The 15,812-nt window shown below is 43.6% G+C and carries 16 protein-coding genes; 5 read left to right on the forward strand and 11 right to left on the reverse strand.

Going from position 1 to position 15,812, the window contains the following annotated elements:
* Positions 1–73: 73 nt before the first annotated feature.
* Both rpmB and rpmG read left to right on the forward strand, forming a co-directional pair.
* Positions 74–310, forward strand: coding sequence for a 50S ribosomal protein L28 (gene rpmB, locus VPNCDNU1_RS14555; protein ID WP_004728407.1), 237 nt, complete (start codon positions 74–76; stop codon positions 308–310).
* Positions 311–323: 13 nt separating this feature from the next.
* Entirely contained in the window at positions 324–491 is a 168-nt protein-coding gene (rpmG, locus tag VPNCDNU1_RS14560) for a 50S ribosomal protein L33 (RefSeq protein ID WP_004405486.1), read from the forward strand.
* Positions 492–630: 139 nt separating this feature from the next.
* Here rpmG and VPNCDNU1_RS14565 read toward each other — a convergent pair whose 3' ends face one another.
* On the reverse strand, positions 631–1,101 hold the full coding sequence (locus tag VPNCDNU1_RS14565; protein ID WP_104400984.1) for a hypothetical protein: 471 nt from the start codon (positions 1,099–1,101) through the stop codon (positions 631–633).
* Between the two features lie 80 nt (positions 1,102–1,181).
* Between VPNCDNU1_RS14565 and mutM the strand changes: the two genes are divergently transcribed.
* Positions 1,182–2,003 carry a bifunctional DNA-formamidopyrimidine glycosylase/DNA-(apurinic or apyrimidinic site) lyase gene (gene mutM / locus VPNCDNU1_RS14570; protein ID WP_104400985.1) on the forward strand — a complete coding sequence of 274 codons (822 nt, stop codon included), beginning with the start codon at positions 1,182–1,184 and terminating at the stop codon, positions 2,001–2,003.
* Here mutM and coaD read toward each other — a convergent pair.
* Positions 1,982–2,488, reverse strand: a complete 507-nt coding sequence (gene coaD / locus VPNCDNU1_RS14575; RefSeq protein WP_104400986.1) for a pantetheine-phosphate adenylyltransferase — start codon at positions 2,486–2,488, stop codon at positions 1,982–1,984. The two genes, mutM and coaD, sit on opposite strands and share 22 nt — an antisense overlap.
* A gap of 112 nt (positions 2,489–2,600) precedes the next feature.
* On the opposite strand from coaD, the gene VPNCDNU1_RS14580 reads away from it, so the two are divergent.
* Positions 2,601–3,632, forward strand: coding sequence for a glycosyltransferase family 9 protein (locus VPNCDNU1_RS14580; protein WP_104400987.1), 1,032 nt, complete (start codon positions 2,601–2,603; stop codon positions 3,630–3,632).
* 31 nt (positions 3,633–3,663) lie between these two features.
* On the opposite strand, the gene VPNCDNU1_RS14585 is transcribed toward VPNCDNU1_RS14580, so the two are convergent.
* Together VPNCDNU1_RS14585 and VPNCDNU1_RS14590 are read right to left on the reverse strand one after the other, a co-directional pair.
* Positions 3,664–4,452 carry a glycosyltransferase family 2 protein gene (locus tag VPNCDNU1_RS14585; protein WP_104400988.1) on the reverse strand — a complete coding sequence of 263 codons (789 nt, stop codon included), beginning with the start codon at positions 4,450–4,452 and terminating at the stop codon, positions 3,664–3,666.
* Positions 4,449–5,501 carry a glycosyltransferase family 9 protein gene (locus VPNCDNU1_RS14590; protein WP_104400989.1) on the reverse strand — a complete coding sequence of 351 codons (1,053 nt, stop codon included), beginning with the start codon at positions 5,499–5,501 and terminating at the stop codon, positions 4,449–4,451. Before VPNCDNU1_RS14590 ends, VPNCDNU1_RS14585 begins: the two co-directional genes overlap by 4 nt.
* A gap of 95 nt (positions 5,502–5,596) precedes the next feature.
* On the opposite strand from VPNCDNU1_RS14590, the gene VPNCDNU1_RS14595 reads away from it, so the two are divergent.
* Entirely contained in the window at positions 5,597–6,313 is a 717-nt protein-coding gene (locus tag VPNCDNU1_RS14595; RefSeq protein WP_104400990.1) for a 3-deoxy-D-manno-octulosonic acid kinase, read from the forward strand.
* A 27-nt stretch (positions 6,314–6,340) separates the two neighbouring features.
* Here VPNCDNU1_RS14595 and VPNCDNU1_RS14600 read toward each other — a convergent pair whose 3' ends face one another.
* The 7 genes from VPNCDNU1_RS14600 to VPNCDNU1_RS14630 all read right to left on the reverse strand — a co-directional run bounded on the left by VPNCDNU1_RS14600 (position 6,341) and on the right by VPNCDNU1_RS14630 (position 15,808).
* Positions 6,341–7,564 carry an O-antigen ligase family protein gene (locus VPNCDNU1_RS14600; RefSeq protein ID WP_104400991.1) on the reverse strand — a complete coding sequence of 408 codons (1,224 nt, stop codon included), beginning with the start codon at positions 7,562–7,564 and terminating at the stop codon, positions 6,341–6,343.
* A gap of 107 nt (positions 7,565–7,671) precedes the next feature.
* Positions 7,672–8,955, reverse strand: coding sequence for a lipid IV(A) 3-deoxy-D-manno-octulosonic acid transferase (gene waaA / locus VPNCDNU1_RS14605; protein WP_104400992.1), 1,284 nt, complete (start codon positions 8,953–8,955; stop codon positions 7,672–7,674).
* Entirely contained in the window at positions 8,952–9,986 is a 1,035-nt protein-coding gene (gene waaF, locus VPNCDNU1_RS14610; RefSeq protein WP_104400993.1) for a lipopolysaccharide heptosyltransferase II, read from the reverse strand. Before waaF ends, waaA begins: the two co-directional genes overlap by 4 nt.
* A 63-nt stretch (positions 9,987–10,049) precedes the next feature.
* Positions 10,050–11,813, reverse strand: a complete 1,764-nt coding sequence (locus tag VPNCDNU1_RS14615) for a polysaccharide deacetylase family protein (protein WP_104400994.1) — start codon at positions 11,811–11,813, stop codon at positions 10,050–10,052.
* Positions 11,810–12,751 (reverse strand): ADP-glyceromanno-heptose 6-epimerase, encoded by a 942-nt coding sequence (gene rfaD, locus VPNCDNU1_RS14620; RefSeq protein ID WP_104401040.1) that lies wholly within the window; start codon positions 12,749–12,751, stop codon positions 11,810–11,812. The genes VPNCDNU1_RS14615 and rfaD overlap by 4 nt, the downstream gene beginning before the upstream one ends.
* 118 nt (positions 12,752–12,869) lie before the next feature.
* On the reverse strand, positions 12,870–15,092 hold the full coding sequence (locus tag VPNCDNU1_RS14625) for a YjbH domain-containing protein (protein ID WP_104400995.1): 2,223 nt from the start codon (positions 15,090–15,092) through the stop codon (positions 12,870–12,872).
* Positions 15,089–15,808, reverse strand: coding sequence for a capsule biosynthesis GfcC D2 domain-containing protein (locus VPNCDNU1_RS14630; protein ID WP_104400996.1), 720 nt, complete (start codon positions 15,806–15,808; stop codon positions 15,089–15,091). The genes VPNCDNU1_RS14625 and VPNCDNU1_RS14630 overlap by 4 nt, the downstream gene beginning before the upstream one ends.
* Between the last annotated feature and the right edge of the window lie 4 nt (positions 15,809–15,812).

Below are 15,812 nucleotides of genomic sequence, written 5' to 3' on the forward strand. Positions count from 1 at the left end.
TTCTTATATGATAGATAGAGAGGTTCGGCCACCAAGGTTGATATCGAGCTGAAACGATTTGGAGAAGACATTCATGTCCCGAGTATGCCAAGTAACTGGTAAGCGTCCTGTAACGGGTAACAACCGTTCACACGCACGAAATGCTACCAAGCGTCGTTTTCTGCCGAACCTACAAACTCATCGTTTCTGGGTAGAAAGCGAAAAGCGCTTTGTTAAACTACGTCTAACTGCTAAGGGTATGCGTATTATTGATAAGAAAGGCATCGATGCTGTTCTTGTTGATATCCGTGCTCGTGGCGAGAACGTATAAGAGGAATTGAACAATGGCTAAAGGCATTCGTGAGAAAATCCGTCTAGTATCTTCTGCTGGAACTGGTCACTTCTACACAACTGACAAAAACAAACGTAACATGCCAGGCAAATTTGAGATCAAAAAGTTTGATCCAGTTGTACGCAAGCACGTTATGTACAAAGAAGCGAAAATCAAGTAATTGATTTCCAAGTTCTTTGCTAGTGTTTAAAAACCCAGTCAATCGACTGGGTTTTTTATTACCTATATAACTCACTTCCAAGCGCAAGTTAACTAGGCATCACAAATTGTGTTGTGACTAAAACTCATTTAAGCACCAACTACAGAAAGGGGAATAGATAACTCTTTTCTACCGATACTGCTACCCATTCTTTTTGCCAATTTTGAAGCAGCCAAAAGCTTGGGGTTTGGTAAAATGTGATTCTTTCCGGTTCTTCGACACCGACATACCACACCTCTAACGTTCTGGCGGGAGGGAGGTTTCCTTTCAACTTATCGTACGTATCTGAATCCACCTGAGTACCGGTTAGCTCTGTCCATCGAAGCGCAGCTTGTAAAGGGTCGATAGCCAGTTGGCGTGTTGAATTCCATTCATTATCGACATTTTCAAGTGACCATTGAGCAAAATGCAAGGCACTTGGCTTTTCATTCGGGCTAATAACATAAGGAAGCGTATTGGTTTCACCAAGCCCAAAGTGCTTTCTTAATACACTTGGTGCATTGATAACGGCAATAAATGCCAAGATCGATAAGATCAGAATGTTGTTCCAGCCACGACGGGAAAGCTTCATTGAATGCCTCAAACAGACGTATTTTGAGTATAATCATAACCTCGTTCCCGATATACCGACAGCCTAATCAAGGAATTAAGATGCCAGAGTTACCAGAAGTTGAAGTGAGTCGCCTAGGGATCACACCTCATTTGAAAGGGCAAAAAGTTAAAGCCATACACGTGAGACAGCCCAAGCTGCGTTGGATGGTGCCAGAAAGTATTCAAACACTGGTAGGCAAAGAAATTCTGGATATTACGCGCAGAGCAAAATACCTGATGATAGAAACAAAGGCGGGTAGCGCCGTCGTGCATTTGGGAATGTCGGGAAGTTTGCGTGTATTGGATGCCTTCATTGAACCGGGAAAGCACGATCACGTTGATCTGGTTTTAACTAATGGCAAAGTCCTCCGCTATAACGATCCTCGACGCTTTGGATCGTGGTTACACGCGGAATATGGTGAGCAACCTGATGTGCTCAAACATTTGGGACCAGAGCCGTTAACGGACGCTTTCGATATTGATTATTTTACACAGCAAGCCAAGCGTAAGAAAACCGTTGTTAAACAGTTCATTATGGATAACAAAGTCGTGGTGGGTGTGGGTAACATTTACGCCAATGAATCGCTATTTATGTCTCGTATCCATCCACAGTTACCAGCTAATCAACTCAATGATAGCGAGCTTGAATTATTGCACAGCAACATCAAGCGAGTACTGGATACGGCGATTAAACAAGGTGGGACGACGCTTAAGGATTTCAATCAAGCTGATGGCAAGCCTGGTTATTTCGCCCAAGAGCTTCAAGTGTACGGACGTTCGGGGGAAAAATGCACGGTTTGTGAGAGTGTGATCGAAGATGTCAAAATTGGGCAGCGAAATACCTTCTACTGCCCAGTGTGTCAGCCTTTAGAGCGCTCTTGATACTTCTTCTCCAAAGCTGCGGCGACGATAGTGGGAACAAATTGCGCAACACTACCACCGTGAATGGCGACTTCGCGAACAATGGTGGATGAAATAAACGCGTGCTCCTCTGCTGGGGTAAGGAACACACTTTCTAACCCCGGCAGCAGCCTTCGGTACATATTTGTTAAGCCAAATTCGTACTCAAAATCGCCAGTGGTTCGTAGCCCACGAATCAGAACATTGGCTTGTTCCGTGCGAGCAAAATCCACCATCAGCCCTGAAAAACCTTTTGTTGTGACGTTATCTAAATGCTTCGTGACAACTTGTGCAAACTTGACTCGTTCTTCCAAGGTGAACATGGTGTTCTTACTTGGGCTGGCGGCGACGGCGACAATCACTTCATCAAACATATCGGCTGCACGTTCAATCAAATCTAAATGGCCGTTGGTTAATGGGTCGAAGGTGCCCGGGTAAATCACTCGAGAGATACGTTTTGCTGACACATTTTACTCGCTTGCTTTTATTCATTAATCTGCTGTCATCATAGCAAAAAACACTCAAACTTCGCTATGTAACTGGGTATCATGTGTGGCGAACCACAGTGCGGAAAATAAGATGAAAAAAATACTGGTTATTCGAAACGATAAGATAGGCGATTTTATGTTGGCATGGCCGAGTATCGCGATGCTAAAACAATCAATGCCTGATGTAGAAGTTACCGCACTTGTCCCTGGCTATACCAAAGCATTAGCAGAGCTTTGCCCTTGGATTGATTCTGTTATCGTCGATTGTGGTTCAAAAGCGGCGAAGCAAGAAAAAACGGAATTGGTGAAACGAATAAAATCGGAGCAATTTGACGCTTCAATTAATTTATTCTCTACCTCTTACAACGCGTCACTGGTATGGAAAGCCAAAATTCCCTATCGGCTTGCACCCGCAACGAAAATTGCCCAGATTTTTTACAACAAACGAATCAAACAGAAACGTTCACAATCGGCTAAACCCGAGTATGAGTACAATCTCGATCTTGTTCGCTCATTTTTATCGGATATCGGAGGTAAGATTGTTGAGCCTAACGCACCTTATTTGACGATAACGCCAGATGTTTTAGCTGCGCAAAAGAGCAAACTGACTAGGCAATTAGATATCTCCCAAGACAAACCTTGGGTTTTTGTACATGCAGGCAGCGGCGGTTCGGCAAATAATCTTTCATTGGAACAGTATTCAGCGTTTATCAAAAATTTGCAGGTAGATAGAGAATACATTCTCACGGCTGGTCCGGGTGAAGAAAGTAAAGCCATGGAATTACATGCTTTGGTGTCCGATCTTGGTGTGAAATCAGTGGTATACAGCAAAAATGATGGGCTGGTCGATTTTACCTATTCCATTGCCTGTGCAGACATGTTTATTGCGGGCTCGACGGGACCCCTTCATATAGCAGCAACGTTGGATGTACCCACGGTCGGGTTCTTTCCTAGCAAGCGCTCAGCAACGCCACTTCGCTGGCGACCCATTAATTCAGAAGGCAAGCACATTGCTTTTTGCCCACCTGAAGCCAGCAGTAAAGATCAGCAAGAAGATATGTCTCGTATTGATGTGGCGGAATGCGCCGAGCAAGTGAAGAAGTGGTGGGCAGATATAGAATAAACTGCCCTTTAGTATAGGGTTTAGTCACCCATTATTTATAATGAGAATCGTTATCTCTCGCCCACAAATCTGCGTATTTGATAAAGGTAGAATGCGCGGATAATAAAGCAATCAAGAATCCTTGTTTCCCATCTAAAAAACCTCGCTTTAGTACGTACATTTTCATAAAACAGGCAAGCGCATGAACCACCCCTTGAGACAGCGACGCTTTTTTTCCTTTAGCTTGCCTTTGATCCGCCCAAGCTTTGCCGTAACCGGCTGACTTAACGAGGTAATGGTTGAGGTTTTTGTAGGAGTAGTGAAGGATATCACCATCGAGCTCTGCCACTTTACATCCGTCGGGAATAACGACTGATTCATGAACGAGGTTGTTGTTGTACGTTGTTAGCTTATTGGGGTAGAGGCGGACATGTCGATAGTACCAGCCGGAATGTTTTAGGAATCGACCGAAGACCCAAGTTAACTCATTAAGATTAAAAACGGTGTTATTGGGGGCATTTTCTAACATATCAAGAATATTGCTTTTTAATGTTTCATCAATACGCTCGTCTGCATCAACGGCGAGAATCCAATCGCATTCCGTATAGCTCTGGGCAAGTTGCTTCTGCTTGCCAAAACCCGGCCAATCCGAATTGATAAAGAATTTGTCGGTGTATTGTTTCGCGATAGCTTCAGTTTTGTCTGCGCTACCTGAATCAACGATCACGATTTCATCAACCCATGTCAGGCTTTCTAAGCAGTCTTTGAGGCTGTCTTCTTCATTTTTGGTAATGATGACCGCAGCAATAGTCGCGCGGTTAGATTGGGAAAGCTGCGTCATAATTTCTGTTCTCTGCACACACGGTTAAACATTGCGATGACATCTGTCGACGGGATGTTAGCCATCGCTTTTTCGTCTTTGACACGCGAGCGCCAAGGTAATTGAGATGGATTCTTTTCCGTCTGTTTTTCTATCTCTTGTGCCCATACACTGACAACATAATCCTGATACAAATAAGGACCTGTCCGAGCTGGGTTGTGGTGGGCATACAGCCCGATCACTGGGGTATTCATTGCATTTGCCATATGGGTCGGACCCGTATCAGGTGCAACCACCAAATCACATTGATCAAGTAGAGCTAGCATCTCCAGCAAGCTGCTTTTACCCACTAAGTCGGTGACTGGTTTCTTTAACGATTGAAGAATTGACTGGGTTAGCTTTTGTTCCACAGACGATGGGCTACCAGCAAGAATAACGTTCCAGCCCAATTTCTCCGCATGATTGATGAGATCGACATAGCCTTGAATAGTCCAGTTCTTATAGGCTTTACTTGCACCCGGAACGATCACTAGATTACGTTTGTCTGCAAGTAAATGGCTTTGTGCCCAAATACCAGCCGATTCTGGATAAGAAAGATCCCATTTAGGAGAGCTATCCGGTATACCTAATACTTCATTAAAGGCTATCAACCCATCTAAAACGTGAGTTTTTTCGGGTGATGGTACTTTGGTATCGGTAAACCAATGTTGCCCATCTTGACTGCGGATTTTGTCAAAGCCCAACTTGTGTTTGGCTTTAATACCTAAGGTAACAATGCTAGCTCTGATGGCGTACTGCATGTGCAATAAAGCGTCAAACTTTCTTCCTTTGAGTTGCTTCCATACCGATACATAGCCACGCCATCCTTGCTTTTTGTCGAAAACAATGACCTCTATGTTGTCAATAGATTCAAGTAATTGCGCTTCGAGCTTTCCTGTTATCCACGTTACTTGCGTTTCTGGCCAATACTTTTGAATAGCTTGAACCGCAGCAATCGTGTTACAGACGTCGCCAATGGCAGATAAACGCAAGACACAGATAGAGGTGGGCGGGCTTGTAAAAAGCGTCATAGTGAAAGAAAGTTCTTTGATAAGTTGCTAAGGATTATGCAGTTAAGCTTTAAGAATGTAAAATCGACCCACGGTTTTCTCACCTTCTATAAATCATGATTAAGACCCACCGCAGCAAGAATCAAAAAATATGGTATGACAGCAGTGTTATTCATCATGATTTAGATCGCTTGTTCGACATCAACTATTGGCAAAATCAAAACAAAGTAATTGGGCAAGCCAGTGGCAGAGGGACAACATGGTTTGTTGATTTGGGAGAGACACACGCTGCATTGCGACACTATCGGCGTGGTGGGCTATTTGGCAAACTCGTTAAAGATCAGTATGTGTTTACGGGGTTTGACAAAACCCGCAGCGCATTAGAGTTCTCATTGCTTGGCTTAATGCGTAAAAATGGACTTAATGTTCCTAAACCGATCGCAGCCAACGCTCAAAAATCAGGGCTGACTTACCGAGCTGACATCATCACCGAGAAGATAAAAAACGCCAGAGACTTGGTGGACATTTTAAAATCCGAGCCATTAGAAGCACGGCACTATCAGAAAATTGGCCGAGAGATCCGTAAAATGCATGATCTTGGTATTAACCACACTGATCTAAATATCCATAATATTTTGATGGACGAGCAAGAAAAATTTTGGATCATCGATTTTGATAAATGCTTCCAGCAAAGCGGTGAGAACTGGAAGCAAGGGAACTTGGATAGGCTGAAGCGATCTTTTGAAAAGGAAGTTCAAAAGAAAGAGATCGTTTTGAACTTCCACTCGTGCTGGACGTGTGTTAATGAAAGCTATAGTAACCATAAAAGCTGATAGAAGTACCCATCAAGCTCTAACTGGCTAAGTGTCTTTAATATCTTGTTCATCGCTTTCTGTGCACATTGCCATAAAAATAGCGGTGAACGTGACATAAAGCAGAATTCCAGAATGATGATTTAGATATGTTTGTGTTAAGAAATAGCCCATTAACAATGCAATATGGCACCCACCCATAACGGCAAAGTGAGCTTTATCCGTATTTTTATACCGTTGGTATTGCTTTTTAAAGTACCAAATAGGGGCAATGCACATTGCAAGTATTGCAGCTAAGCCAATGATACCTCTCTCTTGAAATGCATCTAGGTATTGGTTGTGAGCGTTTGAATACAACACCGCAGACTTTCCCACTGCACCTACATCAACGAGCTTCTGTTTTTCAGGCATTAAGTTATGATAGCCAGTCCCCAAGATAGGAAATTCTGTGCCTATATATATGGCAGCTTTCCAAAGCTCTAATCGTACAGATGATGAATTTTGACCTCCATTCTGTAATTCATAGCTTATTGCACCAATTCTTTTTTCAATAACTGGGTATGTGCTTAGCGCTACTAAAGAAATAAAAGCCAAAGCAATGAAAGCTAAGCGCTTGGTTATAAATTCTCTATAGTGCCATATTAAGAGTATGATAATAAATGGAGAAATAAGCCAAGCGCCTCTACCTCCAGATAACAAACTTGCTCCAATTCCACCACATGAGCCAATTGCAGAAATGAGTGCAAAAGGTATATTTCTTTTCTCTATAAAGTAAAACATGCTGACCAAAGAGAGAATGCCCAATGTCATTGCCATTCCGCTTGCCTGAATAGGCATATACCCCAAATCTCCAATAGCACGTACATTTAGAACAAAATGCATATAAATAGCGATAACACCAGTAATTACACCTCCAAGGCTAATTCCTAGTACTACCCAACTGACTCTTGGACGATATGCCATAAGAAAGGTAACTATTGGCAAAATAAGCAAGACTCGGTTGGGAATATCTAATTGTTTTGATGGACCATCAAAAATTAAATATGAAACGACAATAGAGACAAAATAACTCAAGATAAACCAGTATGTGTAAGTTATTGGTTTATTGTTAACTAATTTCCTGGCTTTGGTGTAGAGAGCTAAAGAAACTAATGAAATAGAAATGGGTAGCCAAGAATAACTGTGTGACTGAATCAACATAGTTATGGGATAGAGAAAAACGAGGATGGATGAAAGCAATACTAGCTTTTTGTGACATCTATTTATTTGCATATGCTTTACATTGCCTTAGTGATAAATATTAATCGCGGATATTTTTAGCAAAACTTTTGCCTTTCATTCAGTAAACTAATTGTGAGTGACAATTATATTTTTATTGCTCATAGTGTACACGCGGTATTTTTGGTGATTGCTTTCAGTGAAAGGTTTAACGCTCCACGACTTTTTTCTATGAAAGCCATAGCATTAAGCCCGGCTTGCTGAGCTTCTTGGTCTGATGTTAAGAATACTGTCAAGCTATCGACCAAGTCCGTCGAATCTTGAATAATCTTGGTAGCATTAAGCTTGTGGAGCTCTTTTGTTATTTCCAGAAAGTTATAATAGCTTGGACCAATAATCGTGGGTTTTCCTAATGCAGCTGGCTCCAACAGATTATGCCCACCCACTTTATTCCCCAATAAGCTACCACCTATAAAGCACACATTTGCTGCTTGCATCAATATCAGCATTTCGCCCATGGTATCACCCAAGTACACTTGTTGATCGCTAAAATCATGGTTTGGTTGTGTTCTTCTTACGACCTTTAAGCCTTCTGCCATACAAAGGTTAAACACGGCATCAAATCTTTCTGGGTGCCTCGGTACTAGTATTAGTAAGGCATCTGGTAGTTTCTCTAATAGCTTTTTATGTGTATCTATTATTTGCTCATCTTCACCTAAATGTGTACTGGCCGCTATCCAGATGGGTCTTTGAATACCAATCTTGTCTCGAAGAAGATTACCTTCTCTTACCGTGTTCTCTGTTACCTTGATGTCAAACTTAATTGAGCCAGTGATCTGAACTTTCTTATCGCTAACCCCAAGCTTTACGAAGTTATCTGCGTCTTCGCCGTGTTGGCATAGCACTTGCGATATATGGTTTGCGATACCTGTAAATAAAGGTTGGACTTTTTTATACCCACGAAACGATTTATCTGACAGCCTTGCGTTCAGAACCGTAATGGGAATGCCTTTCTTTGATGTTGCGTGGATGGTGTTTGGCCATAATTCAGTTTCCACGATTATAAGCTGTGAAGGGTTAACTCTCTCTAAAAATCGTTGAACAGAAAAGGGAAAATCGACGGGGGCGTAGCGGTGTGTGGCAAGGCTTGATAGCTTTTCTGCTTGTTCTGCTCCCGTCGGGGTTGTGGTGGTGATCAATATTGGTGTATCGGGAACGTTTTTTTTTAATTCTTTTATAAAAGGGGTTACCGCAAGGACTTCACCCACTGATACAGCGTGTATCCATATCGGGCTCACTTCACTATCCAATTTAGGCGTCAATCCAAAATGTTCTCTCCAACGAGAACCGACAGACGGCTTGTTTTTGCGTTTCCGGAAAAGACCATAAAGTAATACTGGCGCGGCTAATGTGAGTATAACAGTGTACAAGGCTCTTGCGATCATGCCGAAGCCTTATTCGTTTCTAATGCGGATATCACTCGGCTAGGAGACAACTCTGTTAAACACTTCATATGTCCGTATGGGCAGGTCTTCTTAAAACATGGACGACACTGAATGTCAGTGTTCAGCATGGTCAACTTGTCGGTTAACGGTGGCGTATATTTTGGTGAGCTTGACCCATAAATCGCAACAATATTACAGCCGACTGCAGCTGAGACATGCATTAGACCAGAATCGTTGCAGACAACGGTATCACAGGCTGCGAGTAAGTCCACGGCTTCAATTAAGCTCGTTTGTCCGGCCAGATCATGGCAATGTGCTTGAAGTGCTTCGGGCAAGGCGTTTCTAATCTTCTGAGTGACTTCTCTGTCTTTGGCAGATCCAAACAACCAAACTTGTTTGCCTTGTTCTATAACAAACTGTGCAACTTTCGCGTAGTAAGCGTCAGGCCACCGCTTTGCAGGACCGTATTCTGCGCCTGGGCAAAGACCAATTGCGATTCTTTCATCGGACAGGTTTAACCTAAGTAAGGCACTTCGCTGAGAGTCTGAATCTATCGTAAGTTTTGGTGTTGGGCACTGTGGCAAGACAACCGAATCTAGCATGGTATTTTTGCTGTGAGCGAGTGCGACATACCGCTCGACCATATATTGGAAAACTTTTCGATCAGGACGTAAATCGTTAAGCAATCCATATCGCATTTCACCTTTCCAGCCAGTACGGTTCGGTATGCCCGCAAACCAAGGAATCAGTGCAGACTTCGCCGAGTTAGGGAGGATGAAAGAGTGCGTATAGCCTTCTTGGGCTAGAGATTTACCTATTTTGCGTCGACCGAATAAATTAAACTCCCCGTGCCCCATAGGCATTTCTATTGCTCGGGATATCTCGGGCATACGTTCTAGGATGGGTTTACACCAGGCAGGAGCAAGTACGTCAATCGTGGCTTCCGGGTGCTGGATCTTCAATTCTGTATACAGGCTTTGCGACATCACCATGTCGCCTACCCATGAAGGTCCAATAACCAAAATCTTCATATTGTTGCTCACCGATTTTTCTTCTAGTGCGATAGGATATCATCATTGAATCTTATCGCGAGATCATTTCTTACGGAAAGTATAGCGTCCAGATACCTTACGCCATAGCCCTAAGGCATCTGTTCGCGGGAAAATAGCGATGCGACGAATTTGGGTTAAATCTTTATGGAATTCAACCGGACCACTGTTGGTGGCAACGGCGTATTGATAACCCACTTCTAACGCGATGTCTTTTGTTTTTTGGTTGTGATCGCCATAAGGGTAAGCAAAAGAGGTGAGAGGTTTACCTAGTATTGACTCCAGCTGAATCTTGTTTTCTAAGATTTCATGTCGCTGCTCTTCAACGGAAAGTTGACTCAATTTGGGGTGCGTTAATGTGTGACCACCAATTTCAATGAACCCAGAATCTGCCATTGCCTTGATTTCGTCTTTGGTCATGAGTTTGAACGGCTTATCTGGGTTTTCGTCTACCTCTACATCCCAGCGATTGAAGGATTCTCCAGTGACCACATAGACGACAGCTTTGAATCCATATTTTTTTAAAAGTGGCAGCATCAGGTGGTAATTGTCTGAAAATCCATCATCGACAGTGATCATAACGTACCGTTTACCCGAAGCCAGTCTATCAATGGTTCGTCCCTTTGAGAGTTCTTCGAAGGTGAGACTTTCGAAGCCCTTTCTTTTTAGCAGCTTTAGATGTTTCTCAAACATTTGGATATCAAGATACGGGCCACGCGTGCCTTTTTCTTCTTCGCTTTGAATAAAGCGATGGTACATGAGAATAGGCATCTCACTTTGGCGTGCCTGAACGTACGTTGTTTGGTACTCGTCTTCCAACTGGTCGACAACACGCTGAAGATCGTAGTTGGCTAAGATCGTTTCTTTTACGGCGACGTCACAATGAGTCTGGTTGATACCGAGCTTTATTTGATCGGTCAGTGCCGGAAAGTCAATGTCCAAAACCTTTGGTCCAATATCACCAAAGTTAGTGGCCATAGCGTGGGGTAGGTTATCGCTTGTAACCAGACCAATTGAGATTGCCTCTCCAACGGCAAGGGTTGGTCGTCCACATAGCAACGATTCCATCGCGACTCTGCCAGCACCAATCACTAAGTCAGACTCTTTTAACATCTTTGGTACGTTATTGGTGTAACCCGTAAAATTCACTTTTTCTTTGAATGAGTCAAAGCGTTCGTCTGGCTCAGACCCAGAAACCACTCGAATATCGTAAAGGTTGAAATCCAAACATTCAGACAGCAGTCGGTAACACAAATCACCTTTAGGTCCTGTCAACCGACCAATAACTGAAATGACAGGTTTGGTATTGGAAGGTGCATCCTGCCAAGTAAAATCGTCTGTTTCAATCCCATTACGAGCGACCGTTAGCATGCCTTCCGGTACACCCAATTCTTCAATCAGTTGCTTTTCAATCGCTTCGCAGACAGGGAAGGCTTTGTTACCCATGGCATGAAAGCGTTTTCTTGAAGCGTGAACGGGCTGCCTACCGTGTACTGTTGTGATCATCGGAGTGTTGGTCAACTTACAGACAATATGACAGCTCCAGCTGGAGGCTCTTGAATGCGCGTGCACTAACTGAATATTGTGTTTTTTTATGAGGAAGCAAAGGTACCCAACATGCCAGAAACGGCGTAATACACTGCGCTTATTAAAACGCAGTTTAAAAAATTCACCCACATGTGGTTTGGTAAGAGTATCGGAGACATAAAATACGTTATGTCCCCTTTTTGATAGCTCGTTTCCTACGGTAGTCGCATAGACTTCGGCACCCGTCACCTCCAACTGTGACAGTGCCATTAGGATATTCATACGTTTACAATTGTCATATATTCAGCGACACCTTCTGCCACCGTTTTAAACTGATGATCACAGCCTGCTGCGCGAAGATTAGACATGTCCGCTTGAGTGTATTCTTGGTAGGCGCCTTTCAAATGCTCAGGGAACGGAATCGTTTCAATTTCTCCTTTACCATGGAAAGCGATCACGGCTTTTGCCACCTCTTCAAAGGATTCTGCATTGCCTGTACCAAGGTTGAAAATGCCGGATACCCCATTTTCTAAGAACCAAAGATTGACCGCCGCAACATCGCCAACATAAACAAAATCACGAATGAATTGCTCACTGCCTTCAAATAATTTTGGGTTTTCGCCTGCGTTCATTTGATTATTCAGGTGGAAAGCAACGGACGCCATTGAGCCTTTGTGATCTTCACGAGGACCGTACACATTGAAATAGCGGAAGCCTGTTACTTGAGGCAGTGTTTCACCGTGTGCGGCCGCATCTTCCCAAACTTTGCGAACGTAATTATCGAATTGTTGTTTGGAGTAACCGTATACATTAAGGGCGCCTTCGTATTCTTTTTCTTCTTTGAAAACCGTAGTTTCACCGTAAGTCGCTGCAGAAGAGGCATATAAGAAGGGGATTTCACGTTCTAAGCAGTAGTGAAGTAACTCTTTGGAATACTCATAGTTGTTTAGCATCATGTATTTGCCATCCCACTCGGTGGTGGCTGAGCAGGCACCTTCGTGAAATACAGCGTCAATGGGACCAAAGTTTTCACCCGACATGATTTGAACTAAAAAGTCATCACGATCCATGTAATCAGCGATATCAAGGTCAACGAGGTTTTTGAACTTTTTACCGTTTTTTAAGTTATCTACAACTAGGATGTCGTTGATGCCTTGTTCGTTTAGGGCTTTGATAATGTTGCTGCCAATCATGCCAGCGCCGCCAGTTACAATGATCATGTTTTCACCAAGCTTTAAATTGAGTTGTTGCGAGTGTACCAAATAAGGCGCTAAAAAATACAGAGGCATAGCGCCTCTGTATTGTATTTTGTTCTTATTGATTTATACCTACGTTCCTCTATGGCTGAGGAACCGTGTTCTTTCTTGTAAACCAAGGCGAGGCTGAATCTGTTAGGCTAAACAAGTCGTGTTCCTTATTGAGCTTTTGACCGCCGTCTCGAGTCAGAGGTTGCCAATCAAATTTCGCTCTGTTTCGGCTTGGTTTTACCGTCATAACGTCGAATGGAATCGAGATATAAAACCCTTTGGTAAAGCTGCCTTCGCCAAATTCTTCAGCGGATAAATTGCTCAAGCTGGCGTAAGCGCCCACTATCACCCCACTTTTGAATTGCTTAGAGAAATCCCCACGAACGCCCACATCCTGAGCGAGGTACTGACCAACATCAACCTTGAACAGAGTGTCATCCAGCCATGACCACTTTGGCATATAGTAACCCGAAACGAAGCCGGTATAGCCTTTGTCTAACACTTTGAATGATCGACCATCTGCAGCACTGTATTGAGTTTCTTGCTGGTATACACCAAACCAGCTATCGGGATCGCGCTGCGCAACAAGGTTGATGTCTGCACCAATGGCCCAGTTCTTTCCTCTTGGGCGATAAATCCATTCCGTTCCCACACCAGCAAACATACTTTCTAGGTAACCTGCGTAAGTTTGTTGATAAATGCTGTCGCCGAAATTATCAAACCAAGTCAGTTGAAGCGTGTCCATTCTGACTGGGTTGTCGTGGAAATACATCCGACCCAATGATCGAACTCTAGGGGGAACCGTTGTGCCATCTGGTGGAACGATAAAGTTTAGCTCAGGGTAATTGTCGTATAAATTGACTTGGATTGAGCTCGATGCTTGAAGCTGGTTTGTTAACCAATAGCTGGCTTCACCACGAACGCCGAGATTGAAAATATAAAACTCTTCGGGTTCTGCTATCGATTGACGTAGTGTTGGGGAAACACCGTAGTATAGGCGTTCAGAGCCATCATGCACTTGTTTACCACGGACTTTAGTATCCGTACTGACGCTTGAAGCATCAGAAATGTGTGGGTTGATATAACTGACATTAGCAACGCGATCGTATTTTTTCGCATCAATGTCGGCGGATTCAGTTGCGATGTGCTGTTGCGTATTGATCACTTTGTACGTGTTGATGGATTTAGGCAGTTGATTGCGCAAAACGGCAGCCGCACGCTCGTGGGCGATCTCTGAGTCTCGATATTTAACTTGTTCACCGGAGATAATCACTGTCGTATCATCCACATGAACTTTAACACCCTCGTAGCCCGCGACCAGCGCAAGTTGTTTTTCGAGTGATTGCCAATCTACTTCATTGATATTTTCTGGCTGCTCATTGCTCGGGCGAGGAATAGGTTCGTCACGCCATTGTGATGCCAGTTCATTGTAGTTAGTGCGAAGGCTGAACCCTGCAGAAACGGTGTCTCCCCGTTCGTAGCTTAAGCGGAGATCAATATTTCGATGCGCGCGATAAATTAAACCAACGTTTATGGGCGTGTGCTGAGTCATATCGACTTCGTAGAAATCCCCTGGTCGAAATCTTGTCGGAAAATCTTCGGAGTAATCATTGGTATCGTATTCCACTTTTAAGCGAAGTGGTTGATAGGGTGTTTGATATTCGACGCCACCATAGATGGCTGCTGGTCCTTTGAACCAGCGATGGTAATCCACTTCGCCGCCAGTGCCGCCAAAATCTTTTGGTCGCTCACAGAATTTGTCGTTGGCTTTGCAAAATGGATTGGTCACGTTGCCGTGCATGCCCATATAGCCCCAACCCATACCTAATGTGAAGTCGAATACACCGTAATCATTGGTGTAGACCTTTTTGGATGCGGCGATGAACTCGCCATCAAACAAGCCAGTCCCGCCAAAGTCTCGGACACCCGCTGCTACTTCCGGTAACCAACGGCTTTCTTCCAATAAGCGGAATTTAAAATCGATGCCTTTATCCAGATAAGGGCTGTCCCCACTGAACTCTTGGGCACCCATCCGCTTGTTTGGCACGATCGCGTAGCGAATGGTCGCTTCGAACCATGGAAAAAGAGCGATTGATGCATTGTACATGCGATATTCATGGTTGATGTTTGCGCTTAAATTGAACTCCCCTTCTGGTGCCATTCTCCCTGTTGGCATCTTGATGAGACCAACACCGCCAAAATCCATTTGGGATGGCGTGTAAGAGACAGGTTGGAATACAGTGTCTGAAGACTCTGCGTTAGCGTAAAACGCAGCGAATAGAGAAAGGGCTAGCATTGATTGGCGAAACATCATTTATCCACCGCGTATCTAAGAAGTTGAGCTATGTCTTTGTTTGTTTCCGGAGTATCTCTGGAACCAATGAATATCTTTGAGCCTGGGCTTATGTAATAGCGCTCTGGCTGCCAATAAGCCAGCTTTGCATGGATGAGGTCACCATTGGCATGAATAATATAGGTTTGATCTAAATCGCCAAATTCAGAGAGCTCAAGACCATTCAAATAAGCGGTGATGTCTCGACCGTTTAATAATGGGGTATGAGTTGGATTTTTAACGTGCCCTAGAATGCGAACTTGATTGCTTCGTGGGGAGACATAAAAATCATAGCGTCCAGATAGTAAGGGGTTTAATTCGGGTTTTAGCCGAACGAGATCATAGTCTAGGCTTACCCATTCGCGACCAACGAAATGCATCGCTTTAAGTTGATTCAGAAGGTGCAGGCTTTGCTCAGAGTTTTCACGAGTAAGCCGTTTAAATATTGAGTGTTTAAGGCTGTCAACTTTGGCTTGCTGTTTAGCACTCGCTAATGCACCACCTTCAAAAAACAACGCTTCTTTATTTTGTGCTTGTGTGTCTGCTATGACCTGGGATAGCTGACTTGGCAACATATAGTTTAGATTTAATTTTTGGCTGGGAAGGTGTACGGTCAGTTGATGTGATGACGCTAAAGTACTAAACACCAGTGTACAGGCAAGCAAGGTATTTAATAGGGAGGTAAATAAAGTTCTCATAATA

This window comes from Vibrio penaeicida (assembly GCF_002933855.1).
In the GTDB taxonomy this organism is placed as follows: Bacteria; Pseudomonadota; Gammaproteobacteria; order Enterobacterales; family Vibrionaceae; genus Vibrio; species Vibrio penaeicida_A.